The organism is Psychrobacter urativorans (genome assembly GCF_904846675.1).
Lineage (GTDB): Bacteria > Pseudomonadota > Gammaproteobacteria > Pseudomonadales > Moraxellaceae > Psychrobacter > Psychrobacter urativorans_B.
Genome location: NZ_CAJHBT010000002.1, coordinates 194,212 through 220,757, shown reverse-complemented (window position 1 = coordinate 220,757; position 26,546 = coordinate 194,212). Strand labels below are relative to the sequence as shown.

Sequence of the window (26,546 nt, the reverse complement as noted above, 5' to 3'; positions counted from 1 at the left end):
CCGCTAACGATTTAAGTTAGCGGTATTTTTTTGTCTCATAATTCTAAAACCATAACCCTATTCCGCATTATCCAATAGCTTATTAAGCGCGTCCACCATGTCATCATCTATGATACTGTTTTCTACATAGTCGACTATTTCATGTATGGTGGTCAAATCCATTTCCCGAATACCTAAACTTGCCAGCTGCTCATTGATAGACTCTAAGCTTTCATTATCCTCAAGATGACCTAATAAATTATCTTCAAATCCACCACTGACGAACCAGTATGTTTTTTCCAATAAAGACTCTTTTCTGGTTAAAGTAGAATAGCTATCGCCATGGATGAATAAATTAAACTGATAAGGCATCTCTACGTCATTGATGAAAAAAGTACGTGTGCATTCTAAAGTGTAAGCTTGTGCCTCTTCATTTTTATTACCTTCGTTATCTTTCTCAGCTTCTTCCTCTGCAAGCTCTTCTTTTACTAAGCCTCCTAGTATTTCATAACCGCCTACTTTTACCTTATGGTTATAGATGATACAGAAATCAGCAATTGCATCGAAAACTACCGCGCAAATATCTAAAGTATTCTTATCAATGTCATAAAAACCTTTTAAGAACGGTAAAAACTCTGTTAGCTTGTCTTCCGGTACTGGGGTTAGAAACTGTTGTTCGTATATCTTAATCATGTCTTCAGGCGAATAGGTATTACCGCTATCCGTCTCATTTCTGCCGGTAGGCTGCAAGGGTATAAGGTTGTATGGGTTATTATTGGTCATTCAGGACTGCCTTTTGGTTTAAATGAACTTATTAGAAGTCTGTAGCTGTATGCAAGGTCTGCCTCGTCTCTATAAGACGGTAAGCGCTTGTCGGCCCACTGCTATTGTTGACTGTCACAGTGTCGCAGAACCCATGAAGTGTATTATCTCTCATTCAGTCACTTTTAGATATGTCGTCTACTTTATCGAAATACAAAGTCAAAAAAATAAGTGTCACTATGTTACCTTTGAGCAACTATTTTTGCTATCTTTTATATTCTGACTGATGACACGATTCAGTATGTTTTATATTAACCTACAGCGTTAACAGAGTTTTTATAATCAAAGGGTTAAATGTTTCTACAATAGAATACATTCTGCCTTGTGTGTCCTAACTTGTGTATGTTTATTACACTTAAAGTGGCTCACTTTCAGGTAAAATAGCTTTCATGACAGCTTCTATAATCCAAGCCCCGCGTAAGATTATTCATATCGATATGGATGCCTTTTACGCCAGCGTTGAACAGCGCGATTTTCCTGAGCTTCGTGGTAAGCCCTTAGTCGTTGGCGGTGACCCTAGCGGGCGCGGCGTAGTTGCAGCAGCCAGTTATGAGGTGCGTAAATTTGGGGTGCGCTCAGCAATGTCTTGCTATGAGGCGCGCAAACGCTGTCCGGATGTGTTATTTGTATTACCACGCTTTGAAGTTTACCGCGCTGTTAGCGCTGATATTCGGGCGATTATGCTTAGTTTAACCTCGCAAGTTGAGCCATTATCTTTAGATGAGGCTTATCTCGATGTGACCGGTTTGCAAGTACATCGAGGCTCAGCGACCTTAATGGCCAATTGGTTACGGGCACAAATCCTAGAGCAAACAGGACTGACGGCGTCGGCTGGCGTTTCATTTAATAAGATGCTGGCCAAAATTGCATCTGATCTTAATAAACCCAACGGCACAGCGGTTATCACCCCAGCGGATGCCGATGCTTTTATTAGTACCCTGCCAATTGAGCGTTTTCATGGTATTGGGAAGGCGACTGCCAAACGTTTACATGACATGGATATCCGTACTGGAGCTGATCTCAAACGCGCGCCCGCAGCATTATTAGTCAACGAATTTGGTAAGCGCGGACAGTTTTATCACGATATCGCGCATGGACGGGACGCGCGTCCAGTAAAAGCTGAGCGCCAGCATAAATCCGTTGGTTCTGAGACCACATTCAGAGATAATTTGAGCGCGGACGACAAATTACTGGCGCAAATCTATGAACAGAATGCCGATGCCTTTACACAGTTGTCTAATAAGCAGCTTATTGCATATAGCGTTACTTTAAAGATTAAATACGCCGACTTTACCCAAATTACGCGCTCACATACGTTATCGACTGCCTTTACTGATATGAAGGCCGCGCATTATTGGCTGGATAAATTATTTTTAGATATTCCGCGTACCTTACCTATTAGATTGGTCGGGGTGACCTACTCATCTTTGGCCCCCGCCGATCAAAAATTGCCACAACTAAATCTATTCGACTGATGATATTTTACAGCATAAAAAGAAGCATGATTCTAAGATGTTTTTTGACAAATATTACTTAGGCTATTTTATAAAAATTATTGCTATTCATCACTAATAAATAATGGCAAAACGACTGGAGAGTTGCCACGCTAGCACCTAGTCTCTGCTACAATTACGCCAAAACCATCCTTCATTTAATGATCTACTATGACCACTCCTCATCCTACAAATTCTGCTAACCATACTCATTTAAACAACGTAAGCTTAGACTATTTAAGTGTGGCTGATTATGATTATGAGCTGCCAGATTCCCTCATTGCGCGCTATCCATTAGATGAGCGCTCAGCCTCTAAATTATTATACTTGCCAGCGAGTGCTCAAGAAGAGCAGCCACGTCAGCCGCAAGACCATTTATTCACCGAGCTGCCTGAGCTACTAAATTCTGGCGATTTAATCGTCTTTAATGATACCAAAGTGATGAAAGCACGCTTGTTTGGCAATAAAGACACTGGTGGTCGCGTTGAAGTATTGATTGAGCGATTAATAGATGGCGACTCTTTAGGAATTGACAGTACAAATGATAAAGAAGTGCTAACCACCCATGAAAATGTGGCGCTTTGTCATGTGAAAGCCAGTAAAGCGCCAAAATTAGGACAGCGCCTAATGCTAGCGGATGACAATATGGGTTGTGTGATGATTGGACGTCAAGACAATCTATTTATTTTAGCTTTTGATGCGCCTGTATTACCAAACCTGGAACGCTACGGTGAACTGCCAATACCGCCCTACTTTGAGCGTCATGCGGATGCCACCGACAATATTCGTTATCAAACCGTGTTTCATGATCCGGCTAAGCTTGCCAGCGTTGCAGCGCCCACGGCTAGTTTGCATTTTGATGACACTGTTTTGGAACGCCTAGCGGCCAAAGGCATTAATACCGCTTTTGTCACTTTGCATGTTGGTGCCGGTACCTTTGCGCCAGTAAAAACGGAAAACCTGCTTAATCACACTATGCATAGTGAATACGCGCACTTACCGCAAGCGACAGCAGAGATGATTAATCAAACCCATGCCAATGGTGGCAAGGTAATTGCGATCGGCACTACGGTGACGCGTGTCCTTGAAACCGCTTATCAAAAAACGGCTCAGAATGGCCAACCGCTCACATCGTGGTCGGGCGATACGGATATTTTTATTTACCCCGGATTTGAATTCGGAGTAATTGATCGTTTGTTAACTAACTTTCACTTGCCCAAATCCACCTTATTGATGTTGGTATCGGCATTTGCAGGCAAAGCGGCCATTGAGCAAGCCTATCAACACGCTATCATTAGCCAATACCGCTTTTTCAGTTATGGTGATGCAATGCTTCTCGATAAAGTAGAGTCTTAGCCTACTCTAATGACTATTGGTTGCCCCTGACATCGAATAAGCTGGTAAACTGAAAAGTATTTTGTTATAGCAGCATCGACCACCGATACTCTAGAGGCTTACTCTATAACATCCTACATTTTAGTAAACTACTGTGTACTTAAGAAAAATAATTATTTATTGCTATCTTGGCCTTTCCTTATCTTAGAAACGCTAACATTGGTTATTATTATTAAATACGGTGGTTGGTAGTCAAAGTTGTCTGTTATCAAAATATCAGTTATAAAAGTCGATAGTCATCATCTTAAGTCACCATAAAAGGGCTACGCATGTCTTGGCACTTATCTCGTAGTTTGACCCTCGTACACTATGCGGTGCCGATTGCGCTGCTGTATTCGGTCGGCTCAATTGCGCTACCCTCTGTCGCACAAGCAGCTACTATTGGCAGGACTACGATTACCTCCGTCCTGCATGAGCCACTTACTGCTAATATCACAGTGGCAGATATTAGCGCAGCTGATTTCACTGTCGGTTTAGCCAACCCAACGGTATATCAGCAAATGGGACTGACGCCCACCGCCTCAATGTCAGTACGCTTTGTGCCCACTTCTGCCCACTCCGGTCAAGTTATTATTAATACCTTCCGTCCTATTTCTAAGCCATTTGCAGATGTGGTGTTGACCCTCAATGATAATGGTCGACGTAACGTCTTACCTAAAACCTTGCTCATGCCCTTAGACAATAGGCGCTTAATTGAGTCACCAAATACTATGGTTGCTACTGTGCAGATACCCAGTCTATCCATAAATAATCCACCTATAAATAAGGCCGTTAATTCCCAGCCTTTGATAGTTAGAGGTAGCATGCCGCCACCATTAAAGCCAGCTAATACAAAGGCAACCAATACTCAGCCTTTAACGATCAGACGTGGAACGCCACCATCATTATTTACTATCCCTAACGCACCAAAACCTATACAAGTGCAAGCGTTACCACAAAATACTACACCAAAAAACAAGAACAATACCACCTTACTTAGCGTTAACCTATCTCCTATTTCCGCCTCTAGTCTTGGCATACCAGCAGCACCGAAAACAGCGCAAATGCAAGCGTCGCAAACAGTATCAAATGTGCCAGTTATGACTGCAAGTACGTCACAGACCAGCCAAGACAGTAGCTTTCATAATAATGTAAATACAGACTGTATCAATACGCTTGATGTTCAAGCTCTTACTGCAAAAAACAAGCTGCCAACCGTTGATTTACTCTCCACCCGTACGACAGATAGATCGTTCGATATTCTCACTCTTCAAGTGACTCGGCGCATTCAGGCCTCTGATAAAAACCGGACTCCTATTTTGGCATCTGATAGCCCAATTCAGCCGTCGTTATTAACGAATGTTGCGAAAGTGTCAGGTAGGCAGTCACCTCTGTTATCGGCAACCCATCTTGAGGCACAGCTAAATTTTCCCATTTATAAGATAGTACCTTCACAGCAAAGCCTACAAACTGCAATTATGAATCAAACACAACAACAATATCTAAAGGCCACAAGACCGCACAAAACTAATCAAGCTCAGCAGATAAAAGCACCTAACAGCGCCATTGGCAACTATACCCAACAACCTCTATTACAAAACCAAGAAACGGCGGAGCTTGACGCTCGTCTTAAAACATTACGCAATTAATAAATGCCTAACTTCTCAGTATAAAATGCTGTAGGCAGTATTTATAGGCATGGGAATCTCTATGGATAATATGTTATATATCATTGCAGGATTGGTTATCATTTTGATGGTAGGGGTTTGGGTACTGCGCAAAAATAAGGCGCAACAGCCGCCTGCTTCGCCGCGCGCCCAAACGGTCAACCGAGGCGCAGAGAACGCAGCAACCTTAGCGACAAAAACCAAGCCAGCAACATCGGCTAAACAGGGAGCTGGTGGCTTAACAAGTAGCCCCACTAAGTTTGATGACCTCACTGTCGCTCAGCGTTTTATGGACCAGCAACGTTATGATAAAGCAATTGAAACCTTAGAACGTGGATTAATCGAAAAGCCCCACGACAACGAACTTTCTCTTAAATTGCTCAATATCTATGCACTTACGAATCAACATGATGAATTCCATAGAACTTATGATGCTATACAAGCTTATAGCGATCCAGTATCTATTAAGCAAGCACAGCAGCTTAAAGGCTTACTGGCTGCTGAGCAATCGTCAGCAGCATTTAGTACAGTGACTGATAACAGCATGACTTTAGATAGTGAGACGCTACTACCTAATGATAAAAAACCAGACTTTAACGACGACAAGATGTCATTAGATTTTGATAAACCAACACCGTCTACTGACTACGAACAACTATCTAGCCCCACCGCTAGCCGTAACAACGACAATATCAATAATAATACCAGTAACCATCATGACGCTTTTGAGCTTACCTTAGATGACTTAGAGACACCATATCTGGAAACATCAGATTTAGAGCAAGCTAACCTAGAAAACAGCTCCATAAACACTTCAACAAACACTACTAACAATGTAGCTGCTGACTCAGATGCAAAAGCCCCAGTATTGAACATCGATGATGCTAACAGTATTAATAAAGTTAATACTAGCGCTGATGATGACTTTACGCTTGATTTCGATATGCTCTCAGATGACATATCAGCAGATCCTGAAGAAGATAGAGAGAAAAATGAGCTCACGCTTAGCGATGATGACTTTGTCTTAGATTTTAGTAATTTAGCTGAAGAAACAGAGGCAAATAATGAAAGTAATGCAGCCGATACGCCTGCAAACCCAGCATTAATTGACGATGGTTTTACGCTGTTCCTGAACGAGGCAGACCCAGAGACAGTTGCTGCTGATACTGCGACTACCAATGCGCCAACAGCTCAAACTCAGGCCAGTAGCGTTAACGACACAGCACGGCTTAATACGTCAATTATAGAAGACACACTAACAGACGGTGCTGATTTTATTGATTTTGACTTCGATATTGATACTAACATTGATGCGGATACTAGTAATGACCTAAATACTGGCATTGCCATTGGCACTAATGAATCAACATTAACACCAACCTTTGATGATGATACTGGCATTGATTATCTTGACTTCGATATTAATGATACAGACGCATCGTCAACAACTACGCCGACGCCCGTAATCACCGAAAGCAATAGCATTAATCTTGATGGTGAATACGTAGACACATTGACATCGGCTGATTTTGACGCACAGTTTGCCTCAGACTTTGATTTTGTTAAAACATTAGATAATAATCAAATCACTCTGGACTTAGCGGGTCAATATCTACAACTGGGCGAATACGATAGTGCTAAGCGCTTACTTAATGAAGTGGTCGCTCAAGGCAATAGCGAACAACAGCAGCAAGCGCAAGAGTTGCTTACTCGTACGGCTTAACTGCTGAAATGTTAAATGCCATTTAAGTTTAATACCTATCATTTAAATTATGGTCAACAATAACAAGCATTCTATAATAATAGAATGCTTGTTTCTATTTGGTTGATTATGATTTATATTATCTACTCCTTTTCTTGGTCTCTACTGCGGTACTCTCATGCGCTCACGCTCAGCTTCATTACACTCTAATAACAATCCCATTCAAGTAATTTATGCGGGTGGCACTTTTGGTAGCTATGGCAAACCCCTAGCACCGCTACCAACCGCAGAGTTTTTACCGGTTATGCAAAGTTTGCTCGCAGAGCGCGAAAATACCGCAAATCAACCTGCTCTCTCATGGTTAGATAACACGCTAATTAAAGACAGCAGTCAGCTCAACGCACGCGATTTTGTCCATTTTTATACCCTATTATTAGAGGCCTACGCCGCCGGATATCGACAGTTCGTCTTAATTACTGGAACCGATACCTTAAGCTATTTGGGTGCGTTTTTAGCGGAAGCTTTTGCTGGTACGGACTTGTGCCTGATTGTCACCGGCAGTATGAGTCCTTTATTAGACAGTGAGGTGCTAGAATCTTATAGTGTGGATGCCAATAGCGATGCGTGGGACAACCTCAATGATGCACTGCGGCTAGCTGGCGCTGGAGAGTCCGGTGTCAAAATAAGCTTTGGCGGTGAATCATGGGCAGCGCAGACAGTACAAAAAATTCATAGCCACGATTTTATGGCTTTTACGGGTCATACCCGTGCTGCTCATCCGGCTAACAGTTATCTAAAGACGCTACCTGATACGCGCAAACAGCATTGGCTTGATGATCAGCAAGCTGTTTTAGAGGCTATCCAAACCCGCGCCGAGCACAGCAGTATTCATGCCTTATACTGCCTGCCCAATGATGCCGAAGTCTTACGCAAGCAAATCCAAGCGCTACTATCGCAACCACCTTGCGGTATTATCTTGTTAGGGTTTGGTGCCGGCAATATACCTTATTCGCCAGCATTGGCAGAAGCCCTACAGAACGCTTATGACTGTGGCCATATGGTAGTATGTGCCAGTCAATGCCCGTTTGGTGGAGTTAGTGACAGCTATGCGGCCGGCAGTTGGCAATATGATTATCAGGTGATTGCAGGAGGGCGACTGACCATTCCGGCTATTTATGCGCGATTAGTGTGGCTATTGCTGCGTTATGACACGCCTGCACGGCGGCGTCAGCGCTGGACGCATACAGTTAGTAAAACACAAACTGCAATCAGAAAACATCGTTAGACTCGAGCTAATATTATTGAAAACGGAAGAAGCCCTCACTTATTAAGAATTAAGAAGTAAACGCCATTACAAGCTACCAACACTCATTATAAGTACACTGCGAAATTACTATGCCAGACCCTATCTTATTTGAATCTACAGCAACTGCAGAATTACCGACTTATACTTTAGCCATTGCTATTGAATTTTTGGGCACCAACTATCATGGTTGGCAACGACAAAAAGAAGTGCTTGGTGTCCAAGAAGCTTTAGAAACCGCCATCAGCAAGGTCGCTAACGAATCAGTAGAGGTGATTGCCGCAGGGCGTACCGATTCTAGCGTTCATGCCAGCAATATGATTGCCCATTTCGTGACTCATGCTTACCGCCCCACTCATAACTGGCTACGCGGGGTCAATAGCCTGCTACCTGATGACATCTCCTTGCGCTGGATTCAGCCCATGCCCGCCGACTTTCATGCTCGCTTTGGGGCAATCGCGCGCCGTTATCGCTATATTACGCTTAACCAGCCCCAGCGCCCTGCTATTCTCAATCATCAAGTAACACTTATTCACGAACCGCTCGATTTGGCCGCGATGCAGCTCGCCGCCACTGACATTGTCGGCACACACGACTTTAGCAGCTACCGTGCTGCCGCCTGTCAGTCCAATCAGCCGGTGCGCACCATCAGCCATGCCAAGCTTTTTACCCATGGGCAGTTTATCGTCTTTGATATTCAGGCTGATGGATTTTTGCATCACATGGTACGTAACCTAATGGGAACCCTATATGCCATTGGCAAACATGACTTGCAATCAGCAGACTTTCTAAATATTTTAGCTAAGAAAGACCGTACTATCGCGCCGCCCACTGCCTCTGGTGATGGGTTATATTTTATTAATGCCTATTATCCTGAAAAGTATCAGCAGCTATTACCCGGTGCCCCATTGACCCCTATTTGGCTTAATCTACCCGACTGACATACATAACACTTACACGCTGTCAAGTAAAAATCATATATTTTGTTGCTTTAAGGGGCCAACTTACGTATAATATGGTCTTATTTTTCACTGATTGATATATAATTATGGCCAAAAAAGACGACATTATTGAATTCGAAGGCGAAGTCATTGACACCCTTCCAAACACGCTATTTAAAGTTCGTTTAGAAAACGGGCACGAAATTATTGCGCACATCTCAGGCAAAATGCGTAAACATTATATTCGCATTTTGACCGGTGATAAAGTTAAGGTCGAGATGACACCTTACGACTTGTCTAAGGGTCGCATTACTTATCGCGGTAAAACCTAGTTTATAGGTTATATCCGCATCAAACGGACTTTTAAGCAGCACTTATTAAGTAAAGCTGTTTATTAGGAACATGTTTCTTAAGTAAATGTACTACTAAATATAGGCATGCTTGCAAATAGTAGACACACGCCGTTTGATAACTGGATATTCATTGATAATTAGGAATATCTACTGACAAGTCGCTGGTGTCATTACTGACGGTATGCTTTTACTGTCTCACCAACTTTATCTCTGTTAATTTATTCCTATTTATAAAAAACACCGCTAATAATCAGCGGTATTTTTATGTCTAGATTTATTAAATCTGCTTCGAGTTTTATTAAAATTTAACAATTTCTATTGAAATTCGACAGTCGCATCATCGTTTATCGTCCCTAAAAGCGCGAGGGCATCCCAGTTGGTTAAGCGTATACAACCTGCAGAGGCTTGACGACTGATACGCGCCGGATCGGGCGAACCATGGATGCCATAGGTCGGCTCACTAAGTCCAATCCATACCGCTCCTACCGGATTATTAGGACCCGGAGGAATAATCGACTTAGTACCATCTTCATGAGTATAGGTATAATTCGGTTCATGAACCTTTACCTTTACCTTATGCGTGCCTGTTGGCGACGGCATGGCGGTACTGCCGACAGTGGTCGGATAGCTGGCAATCAATTTATTTTTATCATCATAAGCATATAAGGTTTCGGTGTCCTTATCAGCGACGACTCGACTAATAGCCTTGGTACTTGGATTACCGGGGTTATAGACAGTAATAATTTCGCCCGCGCTGAAGCTCGCATTAGGGTTCAATGACTTTAGATAATTTTCACCCATATGAAACTTCTCGGCCAATCCCTCAAGCACACTCTCATAATACATGCCCTCAAGCTTAGCTTTTGCCTCTGCCTCCACAGGTATGGTAGTGGTCTTAATATAGACGTCATTATCGGTAAGTTTATAATTGACCAATACCGGCTGCGCGCTCAGTGCACTGTCTTTAGTTAATGCTCGCCAGGTTTCTTCATTTAAGCTGTCCGTTACCGTTAAGCCGTGTACTTTTTGAAAAACTTGCATGGCTTTAAGTGTATTCTTACCCCAATATCCATCCACTGGGCCCACACCGCTATGTTGCCAGTTTAATAAGGCTTGCAGCCTAGTGCCAGTAATACGGTCTATCTTCGTGCCCGCTTTCCAGTTGACATCGTTAACTTGGTGGGCTATTTTTGGCAAATTTTCCGTAGTATATTTAATAGTGGGCAAAAACTTATTGATTAAACGTGCCGTTTTACTATCATCAGTTAATTGTTGGCTTACGCCGTTGGTCACGGGACTCATTTCATAAATACTACTATCGATCACAGGCATAACCTTGCCAGTATTACCAGTATTACCAGTATTACCAGTATTGCCAGTATTGCCAGTATTGCCAGTATTGCCAGTATTGCCAGTATTGCCAGTATTGCTTACGCCATCAGTTATAGGGCTAACTTCATCAGTGTTATTAATACTATCTTGTAAGTCAGTCATAGAACTGGTTGATAGTATTAACTTCGCTATATTATCTGTCGTATCAGCAACGCTTTGGCCCATAAATAGCACTGAAGATAAACCAATCGCTGCCATAGCAGTACTGGTTTTTGTTAAATGATGCATGCCTTGCTCCCAAAATTATTGTTCGTATTTTATTATCTTTTTGTTTCTCCAATAATGCCATAGCGACGGTTGGAGCTGTAACAGTTTTGTGTTAATAAGCACCTATTCATGCGGTATCTGTGTTAACGGGCAATTGAAGGGTTAAAAAACGATATTAAAAACCCTCAGTAACACTAATAAACAACCACGAAAAAACCCATAAACTGCTAAGCAATTTATGGGTTTTCTAACATTATAAGGCTAACGATTATTAGCTGTACTAACTGCTACAAATAACAGTTAGTATAAGCATAACGGTTATCGGGGTTTGTACTTATACCAGTTTTGCCAATACCGCTGCACCCATTTGCTGACAACCCACTTGGGTCAGACCAGCTTCACTGCTATCTAAAATATCAAGAGTACGCAGGCCATCGTCAAGCACATCACTAACTGCTTGTTCAATCGCGAGCGCGGCCTGTTCATGTTTAAAGGTATAACGCAGCATCATAGCGACAGACAGAATAGTCGCTAATGGATTGGCTTTGTCCTGTCCGGCAATATCAGGCGCTGAACCATGGCACGGCTCATACATGCCTTTACCTTGCTCATCAAGACTGGCCGATGGCAACATGCCAATAGAGCCGGTTAACATAGCTGCTTCATCAGACAAAATATCACCAAACATATTACCGGTAACCATAACGTCAAACTGCTTAGGATCACGAATCAGTTGCATACAAGCATTATCAGCATACATATGCGATAAGCTCACGTCGCTATAATCTGCTTGCTGCATCACAATCATAGTCTGCTTCCACAGCTCGGTGACTTCTAAGACATTAGCCTTATCCACTGAGCATACTTTTGCAGGGTGTCCTGAAGCTTGGGCACGGGTTTGTGCCAGCTCAAATGCTACTTTACCAATACGTTGAATCTCACTGGTGCTATACACCATAGTGTTGTAGCCTTGCTGCTCACCATTCTCTAGCGTACGTATACCGCGTGGCTCACCAAAATAGATACCACCAGTTAGCTCGCGGACGATAAGTAAATCAAGACCGGTGATAATTTCAGGTTTGATACTAGACGCATTAGCCAGCTGCGGATACAGTTTGGCCACACGTAAGTTAGCAAACAAACCAAGCTCGCTACGAATTTTTAGTAAGCCACGTTCGGGACGCTTACTGCGCTCAATACTATCCCACTTTGGACCACCCACCGCTCCCAATAACACGGCATCCGCAGCACGTGCACGCTGCAAGGTTTCTTCTGGTAACGGCTCACCAGTTGCATCATACGCCACACCACCAATCAATCCAGACTCAAGGGTTAAGTCTAACGCAAACTTTTCATTGACAGCTTGTAGCACATCAATCGCTTGGGTCATAATCTCAGGGCCAATACCATCGCCTGCTAATGTTAATATCGTTGCCATACTAATCCTTGTGGGTAAGTGAAATGCTAAAAAGCACAAAAACTATAGTGCGAGTCGCTAACTTTTAATTCATTTGGCGCTTTATGGGCATGCTGTTTTCTACAAACTCGCCTTCATACTCAGTATCCAATTGCTTACAGAAGTGGCGCAACACGCTATTGTCTTGTAGTAAATCAATGCATAACGGCTCAGGTGATGCGGATACTAATAAACTACCGCCATCTTGGGGCGATTTCTGGCGATAAGCGCGCAATTGATAAATACCTGGTTCGCTAAACTCATGAATCATCGCAAAACGCTCGATATAGCCGAAGTTATTTTCGGGATAAAAGTTGATATGTACTTCACGTTTTGCTGGTTTTACCCGTGCATAATAATTGGTTAAGCCTTTCATGCCAGATGCGGACAATGGCACTACTTTTACTGACTTTTGGTTTAGTAGCGGCGTCATATTTGCTGCTAACGGCGCTCGTTGAGTTTGGGCTGGCCCACCTTTGTTAAGCTTGGCCTTATTTACCTCAACGCCACCTGCCATATTCGCAAGCATCGCTGCACTCACAGGTTTATGGGTATCAGGAGCAATCACTAACGTCTGATCAATCTGGGCAATCTCGCAATGATAGGTTCCTGCACAAGCAATATTCACCTCGCCTGCCACAGGATTGATTGTCCCTGCCCATGCGTCGGCGTTTTCCGCCGCGTCTATCTGCTGATAGCCGGTCAATAACTGACAGCCTGACAATGTTGACAAAGCTGATAATAACAACAAGCTGGCGGCAATTAGTTTACTTGCATAAACAGCATGGTTTTTTTTATTCATAATGACGGCTACTATTCTTATAAAGGTAAAAAATATTTTGTAAGAGTAAGAATCATACAAAAAACAATATAAACGCAATTACAACTTATATATTACCATTCATTTTAGCCAGTTCGTCATCATAACTCAACGCTGCAACCCTAATTGCTCGCCTTTTATTCGCACTTATATCCATAACCCTACCAATATAGTGAGATTAATAGGATTGGCTGGACTATCACGCTAATAACCGTATAAATTATCGTATTTTCAATGACGGTTATGCACGTACTTCATTAAATATCCAAGGCGTCTTTTGCATCATTTTATTTTCATAAGCCTTAATCACATCGCCTTGTTGCAAGGTTAAATCGATATCATCAAGACCGCTTAATAAACAATGCTTGCGGAAAGCATCGACTTCAAATGGATATTCTTCACCCGTTGGAGTAACGACCACTTGGCGCTCAAGATCAGCGGTCAGCTCATAGCCCTCAGTGGCAAAGGTATCTTGCATGAGCTTATCAACAATCGCTTCCTCTAAGACAATCGGCAACATACCGTTTTTGAAACAGTTGTTATAAAAAATGTCTGCAAAACTTGGCGCAATAACGGTACGAAATCCGTATTCTGATAGTGCCCATGGCGCATGCTCACGGCTAGAACCACAACCAAAATTCTTGCGCGCTAGCAAGATATTGGCCCCTTGATAACGCGGCTGGTTCAATACAAAATCTGGATTAATGATCCGTTTACTGTTGTCTTGACCAGGATAACCTTCATCAAGATAGCGCCAATCATCAAATAAGTTCACCCCAAAGCCAGTACGTTTAATTGACTTTAAAAACTGCTTAGCGATAATTTGGTCAGTATCGACGTTTGAGCGGTCAAGTGGGCAAACGATGCCCGATTGGATATGATAGGCTTGCATAATATTTCCTATATCGTATGTCTATAATTTAGGTATGGCTTACTTACTGAGATGTAAGCCATTAAAAGGTACACAATTAAAAATATCGAAATAAAGAAGCTCAAAGTAACTTGAATTAAGAGTTACTTATAAAAGAAGGTTCTTAAACTATAAATTACTTGAATTAAAAGGTACGCACATCCACAAAGTGTCCAGCTAATGCTGCCGCCGTTGCCATCGCAGGACTTACTAGATGCGTCCGGCCGCCATTACCTTGGCGTCCCTCAAAGTTGCGGTTGGACGTTGAGGCACAATGCTCTTGCGGTTCAAGCTTATCCGCATTCATCGCAAGACACATCGAACAACCCGGCTCACGCCATTCAAAGCCTGCATCGGTAAATACAGCATCTAACCCTTCCGCTTCTGCTTGCAGTTTTACTTGCCCTGACCCTGCAACGACGATTGCTTCTTTAATAGTAGCCGCGACTTTACGACCTTTAATAACTTCTGCCGCATCACGCAAATCTTCGATACGCGAGTTAGTACACGAGCCAATAAATATCCGATCGAGTTTAATATCAGTAATCTTCTGCCCAGCATGCAAGCCCATATAAGTATAAGCGCGTAACCAACCTTCTTCCTGTGCGGCATCCACTGCTTGCTCAGGGGTCGGCACAGACTGAGTAATGTCCACTACCATCTCGGGCGAGGTGCCCCAAGAGACTTGTGGAGCAATCTGACTAGCATCGATTTCGATGAGGGTGTCGAATACTGCGTCGTCATCTGAATATAACGTGCGCCAATAAGTCTCCGCTTGTTGCCATTGCGCATCTGTTGGAGCATAAGGACGACCTTTTACATAATCGATAGTGATGTCATCGACAGCGACCATACCCACGCGTGCACCAGCTTCAATCGCCATATTACAGACGGTCATGCGCCCTTCCATGCTCATGGCTTCGAACACTTCCCCTGCAAATTCAATCGCATGGCCGGTGCCTCCAGCAGTACCGATTTGGGCAATAATAGCTAAAACCACGTCTTTTGAAGTCACGCCAGCGCCAAGCTTGCCTGAGACCCGAATTTGCATATTTTTCATTTTTTTGGCGATTAAGCACTGAGTAGCAAGTACATGCTCGACCTCAGAAGTACCGATACCGTGCGCCAAACACCCTAATGCGCCATGAGTCGCCGTATGTGAATCACCGCAAACTACGGTCATACCCGGTAATACCAAACCTTGCTCAGGGCCAACCACGTGCAAGATACCTTGACGCGCATCATTAATGGTAAATTCTGCAATATCAAACTTGGCGCAGTTGTCATCTAAAGTCACTACCTGTAAGCGCGAGACTTTATCTTTGATACCAGACACCCCCTCTAAGCGCTCTTTGGTCACTGTCGGCACGTTATGATCAGGGCTGGCGATGTTGGCGGACAGACGCCACGGCTCTCTATTGGCCAGCTCTAAGCCTTCAAATGCTTGCGGGCTAGTCACTTCATGTAATAGATGACGATCAATGTAAATAAGGCTTGAGCCATCGTCACGCTTAGTGACTTCGTGAGCATTCCAAAGTTTGTCATATAAAGTTTGACTGGCCATATTGCTATCCTTTATCGGTTGCTAATTGCTTAAAGGGTTATCTCTACTCATACATTTATAAGCAAAGTCTTTAAGCGTTGGCGCCTTACGGTTACTTGCGCTATTTGTTACTTGTGCTGACTTACGATAAAATCTGTCACATTTATCAAATGTATCTTAAATTAAGATAAAGCCGACACAATAAAAACATCAAAAACTATCTTATGTGTCTTGTGATTATAACAGGCTAATCCTATAATAATAATTGATGATTTTTATCTATTCACAAACTTTTATTTCTAAGACATTGTGAATAGCTCAGCCAACTTTTATTTATAGCTCACTTTATAGCTAAGGACATCGGTTTGAACACCACTAATTTGACGACGTTTGTGACCGTTATGCAAACAGGCAGCATATCAGGCGCGGCAGAAAAGCTCTTTATCACCCAGCCGGCGGTGAGTAAGCGTATCAAAAACCTAGAAGATGAGTTTAAAATCACCTTATTTGATACGGTAGGCCGCGGTATTGTCCCCACTCAGTCAGCTAGTGAGATGCTACCGCATGCCAAACGCTGGCTCGACGATTATGAAAACTTTAAGATTAACCTGCAACACTCCAAACAAACTGTCTCGGGCAAACTGGTCATTGGTACCAGCCACCATATTGGTCTGCATCATCTAGCGCCAGTACTAAAGCACTTTACCCAGAATTATCCAGCAGTACAGTTAGAAGTGCATTTTGTAGACTCAGAAGAAGCCCATAAAGCAGTACTCGACGGCGATTTATCCTTAGCTTTTTTAACCTTGCCACCGGTCTACGACAAGCGCTTAACCTATCATACCTTATGGTCAGACCCGCTCTACTTTATGACCGGTACTTTATCGCCACTCGCGAAAAAAACCAATGTAACTTTAGAGCAATTAGCCCGTTACCCCGCTATTTTGCCATCTGCTAATACCTTTACCAGTCAGATCACTTTAGCAGAGTTTTCCAAGCATAATCTAAAACCTTATGCCACGATGAGCACCAATCCACTGGAGTCTATCCGCATGTTGGTATCAGTCGGTCTCGGCTGGTCAGTATTGCCGCAAACACTAATCAGCCAAGATTTAGAACGTATTAATATGGCAGACAATATCGAGCTCCAGCGTTATTTGGGTGTGGTTACAAATCCAAAATTAACCCCTTCTAACAGTGTTACCGCTTTACTAGAACTCCTCGCTCCTATTGATTAAATGATGGTTTAAATAATTTATTAATATCAGCGGTTAAAGCCAGTGTTTTGTTTAAAAATAACGCACTAAGCGGAGACTTATAAAGCAGTCATTCGCAATTGACCTTGCTCTACGTTATAATATGCTCTGATTTTTTTATCACATATAGTTACCATAACAATACTGATAGTTACTTATTGAGTATTTCTAGTAATATATGATAGTAAGATATTGTAGAAAGTTGTTAGCATTATTAACTTATAGCAGCTTTTGGTTTTTGATACTTAATAGTTTTTAAGAATTATTACTAACGGTGCTATATGTTAGATAGCTGTTATCCATCCATAAAACGTTTACTTCGCCAATAAAGGTATCAATAGCAAGTGGCTAATAGCAGATTTAACAGCTTTGAATGATTGATTTTATCAAAAATGACTGAGTGTCATTATTTACGGCATTAGTATCAATCATATAAAACTAACAAGCAAATACTTAACACAAGCTAAAAGCCATTATGTTCTACTTAATGGCTTTTTTTGCCTTTAAACATCACGTTTAAACAGGCATTAAGTTTAAATTTTATTATTAAGCTTTGATATTTTAGAATTAAATATAATTACAGCCAACACAGTTGGTTAAGGACAGTTTATATGAACGGAGTTTCTAGTGGCGTGCTGATATCACTTGGCGCCTATTTCTTGGTGATGATTGGGATTGGCATTTACGCTTATTTTAAGCAAGCCAATGATACGGAAGGCTACATGCTCGGTGGCCGTAATTTAGGGCCAGCGGTGACCGCACTATCCGCTGGGGCATCAGACATGTCTGGTTGGTTGCTACTGGGTCTACCCGGTGCTATGTACACTAGCGGCGTTGTTAGTGCCTGGATTGCGATTGGCTTAACGCTTGGTGCCTTCTTTAACTACATTCTTGTTGCGCCAAGATTACGTGTTTATACTGAGGTGGCGGACAATGCCATCACTTTACCGGATTATTTTGCCAACCGTTTTGAAGATAAATCGCATATGCTGCGTGTCATCTCAGCGGTGGTTATTATTTTATTCTTTACTGTTTATACTGCAGCCAGCTTGGTTGGCGGTGGTAAGCTCTTCGAAAGCTCGCTCAACCTCTCGTATAGTACCGGTCTGTGGGTCACAGCAGGCGTGGTTGTCGCTTATACCTTATTCGGTGGTTTCTTAGCGGTGTCAATGACTGACTTTGTACAAGGTGTCATCATGCTGTTTGCGATGGTGATTGTCCCTATTGTTGCCTTTACTGACCTTGGTGGCGTCTCTGCAACTACCGAAGCGGTCAGAAATATTGACCCCAGCATGCTGAATATTACCACTGGTATGACCATCTTTGGTATTATTTCACTACTGGCATGGGGCTTAGGCTATTTTGGTCAGCCGCATATTATCGTACGCTTCATGGCGATTCGCTCGTTTAAAGATGTACCAACCGCACGTAATATCGGTATGAGCTGGATGATTGTCAGTCTAATAGGCTCTTTGGCGACTGGTTTCGCTGGTCGTGCTTATGTCCAAAAAACGGCAATGACTATAGATGACCCTGAAACTATCTTTTTAGTATTTACGCAGTTCTTATTTACGCCATTAGTTTCAGGCTTCTTATTAGCGGCTATTTTAGCGGCTATTATGAGCACTATTTCATCTCAATTATTAGTAGTATCAAGCTCACTAACTAAGGATGTTTACAAGCTATTCTTCGATAGAGACGCGCCAGAAGCCCGCCAAGTAATGGTCGGTCGTATCTCTGTAGTACTCGTAGCTCTGGTATCGATTTTCCTCGCCTCTGACCCTGATAGCTCGGTACTGAGCTTAGTATCACATGCGTGGGCAGGCTTTGGCTCAGCCTTTGCGCCTTTAGTGCTATTTAGCTTGACTTGGCGCCGTATGAACCGTAATGGTGCAGTTGCGGGCATGGTCGTTGGTGCTTTAACCGTTATCCTATGGATATATGGCGGCTTTACCACGCCAGACGGCACGCCACTTAACGATTGGTTATATGGTATCGTTCCCGGCTTCCTATTCAGTACTATCGCCATCTTTGCAGTTAGTCTGATGACAGGCGAACCAAAACCTTCAATAACTGCGAAGTTTGAAGAAATGGAAAGCATCATAAAAGAATAGTTTTATCAAAAAATTAGTCTATTTGATAATACAAGACTTCGTTACTGTTATATCTCGCTGCTATTATATATAGCAGCGAGGTTTTTTTATGGGGTTCTATGCCAAATGTGCATGAAATATAGACCTAAAAAAAGCGACCCGATATAGGCCGCTTTTTTATTCTAAATAATATCGTTGACTTTAGATTAATGCTATACCGCTCTAATTAAAATTTTGTTGGGCTTGGTAAGAAAGCTTCACACCTAGGATATAGCCATCATTGTCTTGGAAGTCACCAACAATTTTTTTGGTTGGGAGCTGACCTTTGGCATCACCGAACCACAGGTATTTACCGCCGGCTGATACTGCCCAGTTTTCAGTGACATTATACTTAGCCCCCAAACCAGCGCTGTAATACCCGTCAATCGGACCTAGAGAAGTCGTTGGGTCACCAGCTCCACTATCCCAACCAACAGTGCCACTTAAAGCAAGGGCTGGTGTTAAGCGCTTAGCCATGCCAAGTTCTACCTGCCACTGATCATCATCATAACCAACCAATGCTAAGCCATCTGGACCATATGAGCCCTTGCTTACTTCATTATATAATGGCGGAACGATTTCAAAGTCACTCCATGGTACCCAACGTACTTTTGCCGTTGCTATTGTTGTCGGGTTAATACCCGTTTGGAAGTCAATGTTCACCGACTTCGGCGTTGACATCTCCATAGTATTGCTTTGGACTGGATTGATACCCAATGCTTCGGCTACTGGATATATCTCAGCGATCTGCATCTTATGATCAATCTCAGAACGGTAAGTTAAGGCAGCTTTTAGGGCAATTTCAGGCTTACTATAAGACATACCGGCAAGCCAACCATAGTCCTGATCAGGACTAAGATGTGAGGTATAGCCTGTCGCAGGACCATAAGCAATACCACGTAGTTTCACATCAGCTCGGACGCGCTGAGCGACTGGACCACCATAAACTTGGAAGTTTTTATTTTCGCCTAATTTCATACCAAGAATAGCGGTGATACTTTCACTGCGCACTTCGACATTCGTACCTTCGCCTTTAGTCGCTTGTTCAGCTTGCGCAATGGCTAGCGCTGAGCCTAACGCCTGAAATTGGGCTTGCTGTTGTGGTTTTAATGTAGCACCGTCCGCAACTGCTTGCTGAAGGGCGTCAAATTGACCTTCTGCTTGAGCATAATTAGGAAGCGCGCCGTCTGATGCTGCATTAATAGTTGCATCAAGATCGCCCCTTGCCACAAAGTTATTATCACCGCTATAAGAAGCAGCGGCACCGAACGGCTCATCGTATAAGATACCAACACTAAAAGTATCGTTAATATCGGCTTTTACGCCATAACGAAAGAAGTCATACGATTCAGCGACGTCTCCAGTTTTGTTACCTTGGATATAAGCATTATTATCGCCACCAATATAGGCATTATCGTTACCAGTGACGTCGGCATCAATATAGGTATAGACGGCTTCAGCGTATAAGCCATCTTGCAAGAATGCGGTGATATCTTGGCCTGAACGATCAAGACCAGCAGCACTAGCAATGCTGGCTACAGAAAAAGCCGCGACGGCTACTACAAGGGTTTTTAAATGAAAGGTAGGGCGCATTATATTTCTCCAAACATCCATGTTATGTACCGCTATATCGTTGGCAAATGGCCGTTACGTGCCATATGCAACCCCCTTAAACGGTGTCGTAATCTGAATAGTAATGACTTTCTCACACTAAAACAACAATTAATGTACTTTATTTCGAAAATATGAGCGGGCAGTACAATTGTTACTTAAAGTTATTTCTAAAGATACTTTTTTGATATGCTAATTACTTTTGGCATAAAAAAAAGCGATCCACAATGGGTCGCTTTTTTTATTATTCATAGGGATGTTAACCATTATATTTTATATTTATTACTACTTTGCTTGATAAGAAACCTTCACGCCCAGTGCATAGCCATCATTGTCTTCAAAGTTACCAACAATATCTTTAGTCGGTAATTGACCTTTGGCATCACCGAACCATAAATATTTGCCACCGGCAGAGACTGCCCAATTTTCGGTGACGTTATATTTAGCCCCCAAACCAGCGCTGTAATAGCCATCAATAGGACCTAATGAGGTCACAGGATCGCCTGCACCACTATCCCAACCGATATTACCAGTTACGGCTAAGGCTGGCGTTAGACGCTTGGCCAGACCCAGCTCTACCAACCACTGATCTTTATCATAGCTAACTAATGGCAGACCTTCAGGATATTTAGCCTTACTCACACCCGTATAAAGAGGCGGTACAATCGCAAAGTCACTCCATGGTACCCAGCGTACTTTAGCAGTAGCTAGCATAGTAGGATTAATACCAGTCTGGAAGTCAAAGTTTACCGACTTCGGGGTGGTAATATCAATACTATCGGCTCTGCTTGTTGGAAGAGCTCCACCACTAGCAGCTGAGGCTAAAGGATAACTCTCAAAAATTGGTAAGTTATGGTCAATCTCAGAACGATAGGTTAAGGCTGCCTGTAAGGCAATTTCGGGTTTACTGTAAGACACACCAGCCAACCAACCATAATCTTGATCTGGGCTAATATGCGCGGTATAGCCAGTGGCAGGACCATAAGCAAGACCACGTAGTTTTACGTCAGCTTGGACGCGTTGGGCAACGGGACCACCATACACTTGAAAGTTTTTATTTTCGCCTAATTTCATACCAAGAATAGCGGTAATGCTTTCAGTACGCACTTCGACGTTAGTACCTTCACCTTTAGTCGCTTCTTCAGCGTCTGCTATTTTTTTTGCGGTTATAACTCCAGTGAGCTGAGCTTTTGCTTCTTGCAGCTCTACTGGTGACAAATTTTGAGGATTACCTGGTGCAAGCTTCTTTTGTAAAGTAGGGATTACAACATTATCAACTACTCTTTCGCTATACGCTGGATTACCAGTCACATCTTTAATGACAGCATCACGATCGCCCATCGCCACAAAGTTGTTATCACCGCTATAAGAAGCAGCGGCACCGAACGGCTCATCATATAAGATACCCACACTAAAAGTATCGTTGATATCTGCTTTTACACCATAACGAAAGAAGTCATAAGATTCAGCAGCATCATCGATTTTCTTACCTTGTTGGTAGGCTTTATTGTCTTCACCAATATATGCATTATCATGACCAGTCACATCAGCATCGAGATAAGTATAACTGGCTTCAGCGTACAAACCATCTTGTAAGAAGGCTGTGATATCTTGGCCTGAACGATCAAGACCAGCAGCACTAGCAATACTGGCTACAGAAAAAGCCGCGACGGCTACCGCAAGATTTTTTAAATAAAAGGTAGGGCGCATTATATATCTCCAAACATCCTAATTGTTTTGCTGCTTTACCCACTATTACTGAGTAAGCGGCTTCCTGAGGTGAATAGTAATGATTTTTTAACACTAAAACAACACTCAAAAGGCATTATTTAACAATAATGACTAATTAGTCATGATTTAGTAAAGGTATCCGTTTATAGAAACATATAAGTATTAATAAGATTATCTACATATAGCGGTTCTTTAGTTAAAGTAAAATTTATTAAAATACTTACCCTAATTAGGAAACTGCGTTAAGAAACTTCATTTAAAATCAACAGCATCTAAAATTAATAGTGTGGCGGTCTATCTGCTACCACATCAAATGCCGCAATTCCATCATCGCTACTTTGGCCCTCTACTTGTTTATAGACCAGCTGTAACTGCCGTTGTAAGGTTCGAATATGCTTATCTTGGCGTGTAATGACTTGATCTAAGCGCTCAACTGTCAATTCAAGATGCGCCATGTTCATCTGTAGCTCAATCATTTGCTGTTGCAGCTCAGTTTGTACTGATAATTGATTATTTTGAGACTTGATAGCGCTTGCTGCTTGGTTCTGAGTGGTTGTCATAATATTCTCAATGATAATAGTAATGGAATAACAGTTGTTAATACGTTTAATAGCGGGCAAACACGGGCAGTATCTTTATTCGACACTTTTTACCCAACAGCCTTTAAACGACAGCTTCTCTGCAACAACCGCTACTAGTTACTTGAATATAAGCCTTAATAAAGTTTTTTGTACTGGCTAAAGTGGCGTGGCAGCATGTTATACTGCTGACAATTTAGCAACATCCTTTATATGATAATTGGCTCATTACCACTTTCACCACTATATATAAGCTTAAGATAATCTATGGCACTGATACATTTAAAAGATATTCATCTCGCTTTTGGCGTCGCCCCTGTTCTTGATGGCATTGATTTTAGCATTGACGCAGGCGAGCGTGTGTGTTTAATCGGCCGCAATGGCGAAGGCAAGTCTACTTTATTTAAATTAATTAATGGCACTTTACAGCCTGATAGCGGCGAAGTTATTACTAGTAGTAGTGTGCGAGTTGCGATGCTCGAGCAAGATGTGCCTGAAACTAGCGGTAAAATATTAGATATCGTCATGGGTGGTAGCCGCCGTACCGCAGACCTACTGATTAACTATAACAAGCAAACTGACTTGTGCGCTAACGGTGATATGGATGCCTGCGAGCGTATGGCAGATTTGCAGCATGATATCGATGCGGTACATGGTTGGGATTTGGAACGTGAGGCGACCCGCCTCATCACCACTATGGGCCTTGATCCAGAAGATGACTTGTCCTCTCTCTCTGGTGGCCGTAAGCGCCGTGTGCTACTAGCACGCTCGTTAGTGACTAAGCCTGACGTGCTCCTCCTTGATGAGCCAACCAACCATTTAGACGTTGATAGTATTGAATGGCTTGAGCGCTTTTTATTAGATTGGCAAGGTCTGACCTTACTATTTATAACCCATGATAGAGCGTTCGTTGATAAGCTATCGACGCGCATTGTGGAGCTTGATCGTGGTCAATTGACCAGCTATGACGTGACCCAAGGCGCAACTGGTTACGCGCGTTATCAAGAGTTAAAAGAGCTACAACTGCTAGCAGAAGAGAAGAATAACACTAACTTTGATAAAAAACTGGCCCAAGAAGAAGTCTGGATTCGTCAAGGCATTAAAGCCCGTCGTACCCGCAACGAAGGCCGCGTCCGTGATCTAGAAGCACTGCGTAAAGAACGTAGCGACCGCCGTGAGCAAGTTGGTAATGTCAATATTACGATGGGTCAAGGCGAAAAAAGTGGCAAGCTGGTCTGTAAAGTCAAAAATCTACACCTTGAATACGATGGTAATGTATTGGTCGACAACTTTACCACCACCATCATGCGCGGTGACAAGATTGGTATTATAGGACCTAACGGTGCGGGCAAAACCACGCTTATTAAAGCCCTACTCGACATGTCTGATGATGAAGTGACCCAAACCGGTAGCGTTGAGTTAGGAACTAGCTTAAAAATAGCCTTTTTTGACCAGTTGCGAGATCAGTTGGACCTTGAAGCTACGGTTGCCCAAAACGTCTCTGAAGGCTCAGACTTTGTCGAAGTCGGTGGTCGCAAGACTCATATCATGAGCTATTTGCAAGACTTCCTATTTGCGCCAGAGCGTGCACGTACGCCAGTTAAGGCCTTATCAGGTGGTGAGCGTAACCGTGTACTATTGGCCAAGCAATTACTCAAACCTGCTAATATCCTAGTGCTCGATGAGCCTACCAACGACTTAGATATGGCGACGCTTGAATTACTAGAAGAATCCGTAGCAAGCTTTGGCGGTACTATCTTACTCATCAGCCATGACCGCTCGTTTATGGATAACGTCGTCACCTCAACATGGGTGTTCGATACTAATGAGGATGGCAAAGGCATCGTTGATGAATATGTTGGCGGCTACCAAGAGTATCTGGTGCAAAAAAACCGTGCGCAAGCAGCCAACGCAGCTAAATCAAACAATGGCGCTGGTAATGGTAAAGCCAATAAAGCGGCACAAACTGCCGCAAAGCCTAATAAAGGTGCCAAGAAACTTAACTTTAATGATCAGCGTGAGCTTGATAGCTTACCAAAAGAGATAGCTGCTCTAGAAGCGGAACAAACTCAACTACAAGAAAAGCTGGCTGACGGTTCGTGGTTTACCCAAGATGTTGATGCGGCAACCGCTGCTAGTGAACGCTTGCTAGTAATAGAAGATGAGATGATGCATAAGCTTGAACGTTGGGATACGCTGGAAAGTTAATTGCTTCTGTTAAAAGCGCTGCTTCAGTAGTTTTCATTTAAAAGCATAGCCACAATTGTCATTGTGTAACACAGAATGACAATTAGTGGCTTTCGGCTGTTTACGTAGGGGAAATACATTGAAAGTTAGTGAACATTGCCTTAGTTTCAAGTATCATTCCCTATTGTTAAATACCCTGATGATTTATAAGGTAATTGTTACCAAATAACTTACCAGATAATAATGTTTATAGCTTACTACCAAATATGCACAACAAGGCGACTGTGGGCACTTTTGCCATGTTCAATGGTATAGAATGTCCTGTCTAGGTCGTTTTATTTTAACACTATAATTTATTTTATGACCAAAATAGCTTAGAATAGCAACAATTAGCAAAATTAGGCACAGCTAACGTGGCTGGTAATTGACATTGTGAATTTTCTAAGCCACAAACCCAGTGTGGGATAATCCCATTTCATTCACCTGGAGGAAGTATTAATGAGCCAAGCCGAAGGCGTTAATGTACAACGCCGTAGAGTTCTGATTGCCTCGACTGCCGCAATTGGTGCAGCTGGGGTAGCCGCTGTGGCGACACCTTTTGTACGCTCTTGGTATCCAAGTGCCAAAGCAGAAGCTGCGGGCGCAGCGATAACCCAAGATATCGGTTCTGTTGAAGACGGACAAATGATTGTCCTCAAATATCGCGGTAAGCCTACCTTTGTAGTGAAACGCACCGAAGATATGATTGGCGCTTTAGAGTCAGTCAAGCCATTGCTGGTTGACCCTGATTCTAGCGAATCTGTGCAACCTGAATACTGTACCAATCCTACCCGCTCTTTAGAACCAACGGTGTTGGTCGTCTATGGCGTGTGTACGCATTTAGGCTGCGCACCGAACTACCGTCCTGATGTTGGCGCGGCTGATTTAGGTGGTGATGACTGGTATGGTGGGTTTTTCTGCCCATGCCACGGGTCTAAGTATGACTTAGCGGGTCGTGTCTATAGTGGCGTTCCTGCACCGCTTAACTTACCCATCCCAGAATATAGTATGGATGGTACCATCTTGACGGTTGGGGAGGCTTAATATGAG

20 protein-coding genes are annotated in these 26,546 nt (G+C 42.9%); 11 read left to right on the top strand and 9 right to left on the bottom strand.

Annotated features, from left to right (window positions below; translation table 11 throughout):
* Positions 1-57: 57 nt before the first annotated feature.
* Positions 58-762 (bottom strand): hypothetical protein, encoded by a 705-nt coding sequence (locus tag JMY06_RS02300; protein WP_201615845.1) that lies wholly within the window; start codon positions 760-762, stop codon positions 58-60.
* 428 nt (positions 763-1,190) lie between these two features.
* Between JMY06_RS02300 and dinB the strand changes: the two genes are divergently transcribed.
* The 7 genes from dinB (at position 1,191) to infA (ending at position 9,613) form a co-directional block, all read left to right on the top strand.
* Positions 1,191-2,276, top strand: coding sequence for a DNA polymerase IV (dinB, locus tag JMY06_RS02295; protein ID WP_201615844.1), 1,086 nt, complete (start codon positions 1,191-1,193; stop codon positions 2,274-2,276).
* Between the two features lie 189 nt (positions 2,277-2,465).
* Positions 2,466-3,650 carry a tRNA preQ1(34) S-adenosylmethionine ribosyltransferase-isomerase QueA gene (gene queA / locus JMY06_RS02290; RefSeq protein WP_201615835.1) on the top strand — a complete coding sequence of 395 codons (1,185 nt, stop codon included), beginning with the start codon at positions 2,466-2,468 and terminating at the stop codon, positions 3,648-3,650.
* A 308-nt stretch (positions 3,651-3,958) separates the two neighbouring features.
* Positions 3,959-5,317: a FimV family protein gene (locus JMY06_RS02285; RefSeq protein ID WP_201615833.1), complete on the top strand. Its 1,359-nt coding sequence runs from the start codon at positions 3,959-3,961 to the stop codon at positions 5,315-5,317.
* Between the two features lie 61 nt (positions 5,318-5,378).
* Positions 5,379-7,058 carry a FimV/HubP family polar landmark protein gene (locus JMY06_RS02280; RefSeq protein ID WP_201615831.1) on the top strand — a complete coding sequence of 560 codons (1,680 nt, stop codon included), beginning with the start codon at positions 5,379-5,381 and terminating at the stop codon, positions 7,056-7,058.
* A 157-nt stretch (positions 7,059-7,215) separates the two neighbouring features.
* Complete coding sequence (locus JMY06_RS02275; RefSeq protein WP_201615829.1) at positions 7,216-8,322, top strand: asparaginase; 1,107 nt, start codon at positions 7,216-7,218, stop codon at positions 8,320-8,322.
* Positions 8,323-8,432: 110 nt separating this feature from the next.
* Positions 8,433-9,281 carry a tRNA pseudouridine(38-40) synthase TruA gene (truA, locus tag JMY06_RS02270; RefSeq protein WP_201615827.1) on the top strand — a complete coding sequence of 283 codons (849 nt, stop codon included), beginning with the start codon at positions 8,433-8,435 and terminating at the stop codon, positions 9,279-9,281.
* A gap of 107 nt (positions 9,282-9,388) precedes the next feature.
* Entirely contained in the window at positions 9,389-9,613 is a 225-nt protein-coding gene (gene infA / locus JMY06_RS02265; RefSeq protein ID WP_007395612.1) for a translation initiation factor IF-1, read from the top strand.
* A 336-nt stretch (positions 9,614-9,949) separates the two neighbouring features.
* On the opposite strand, the gene JMY06_RS02260 is transcribed toward infA, so the two are convergent.
* The 5 genes from JMY06_RS02260 to leuC all read right to left on the bottom strand — a co-directional run bounded on the left by JMY06_RS02260 (position 9,950) and on the right by leuC (position 15,983).
* Positions 9,950-11,254: a L,D-transpeptidase family protein gene (locus JMY06_RS02260; RefSeq protein ID WP_201615825.1), complete on the bottom strand. Its 1,305-nt coding sequence runs from the start codon at positions 11,252-11,254 to the stop codon at positions 9,950-9,952.
* Between the two features lie 313 nt (positions 11,255-11,567).
* Entirely contained in the window at positions 11,568-12,671 is a 1,104-nt protein-coding gene (leuB, locus tag JMY06_RS02255; protein ID WP_201615823.1) for a 3-isopropylmalate dehydrogenase, read from the bottom strand.
* A 64-nt stretch (positions 12,672-12,735) separates the two neighbouring features.
* The gene (locus tag JMY06_RS02250; RefSeq protein WP_201615821.1) at positions 12,736-13,491 is read right to left on the bottom strand and encodes a hypothetical protein; all 756 of its coding nucleotides are present in this window, start codon (positions 13,489-13,491) and stop codon (positions 12,736-12,738) included.
* Positions 13,492-13,750: 259 nt separating this feature from the next.
* Positions 13,751-14,401, bottom strand: a complete 651-nt coding sequence (gene leuD, locus JMY06_RS02245; RefSeq protein ID WP_201615820.1) for a 3-isopropylmalate dehydratase small subunit — start codon at positions 14,399-14,401, stop codon at positions 13,751-13,753.
* Positions 14,402-14,564: 163 nt separating this feature from the next.
* Positions 14,565-15,983 carry a 3-isopropylmalate dehydratase large subunit gene (leuC, locus tag JMY06_RS02240; RefSeq protein ID WP_201529514.1) on the bottom strand — a complete coding sequence of 473 codons (1,419 nt, stop codon included), beginning with the start codon at positions 15,981-15,983 and terminating at the stop codon, positions 14,565-14,567.
* Between the two features lie 344 nt (positions 15,984-16,327).
* Between leuC and JMY06_RS02235 the strand changes: the two genes are divergently transcribed.
* Complete coding sequence (locus JMY06_RS02235; RefSeq protein ID WP_201529516.1) at positions 16,328-17,200, top strand: LysR family transcriptional regulator; 873 nt, start codon at positions 16,328-16,330, stop codon at positions 17,198-17,200.
* A gap of 629 nt (positions 17,201-17,829) precedes the next feature.
* A complete protein-coding gene (gene putP / locus JMY06_RS02230; protein WP_201529518.1) occupies positions 17,830-19,332 on the top strand; it encodes a sodium/proline symporter PutP in 1,503 nt (500 codons plus the stop codon).
* A 201-nt stretch (positions 19,333-19,533) separates the two neighbouring features.
* On the opposite strand, the gene JMY06_RS02225 is transcribed toward putP, so the two are convergent.
* From JMY06_RS02225 to JMY06_RS02215, 3 genes are all read right to left on the bottom strand, one after another.
* Complete coding sequence (locus tag JMY06_RS02225) at positions 19,534-20,943, bottom strand: OmpP1/FadL family transporter (protein ID WP_201615818.1); 1,410 nt, start codon at positions 20,941-20,943, stop codon at positions 19,534-19,536.
* A gap of 303 nt (positions 20,944-21,246) precedes the next feature.
* The gene (locus JMY06_RS02220; protein WP_201615809.1) at positions 21,247-22,671 is read right to left on the bottom strand and encodes an outer membrane protein transport protein; all 1,425 of its coding nucleotides are present in this window, start codon (positions 22,669-22,671) and stop codon (positions 21,247-21,249) included.
* A gap of 299 nt (positions 22,672-22,970) precedes the next feature.
* A complete protein-coding gene (locus JMY06_RS02215) occupies positions 22,971-23,252 on the bottom strand; it encodes a SlyX family protein (protein WP_201529524.1) in 282 nt (93 codons plus the stop codon).
* A 285-nt stretch (positions 23,253-23,537) separates the two neighbouring features.
* Here JMY06_RS02215 and JMY06_RS02210 point away from each other — a divergent pair, with 285 nt between their 5' ends.
* Complete coding sequence (locus JMY06_RS02210) at positions 23,538-25,478, top strand: ATP-binding cassette domain-containing protein (RefSeq protein ID WP_201615801.1); 1,941 nt, start codon at positions 23,538-23,540, stop codon at positions 25,476-25,478.
* A gap of 477 nt (positions 25,479-25,955) precedes the next feature.
* On the top strand, positions 25,956-26,540 hold the full coding sequence (gene petA, locus JMY06_RS02205) for a ubiquinol-cytochrome c reductase iron-sulfur subunit (RefSeq protein ID WP_201529528.1): 585 nt from the start codon (positions 25,956-25,958) through the stop codon (positions 26,538-26,540).
* The last annotated feature ends 6 nt before the right edge of the window (positions 26,541-26,546 follow it).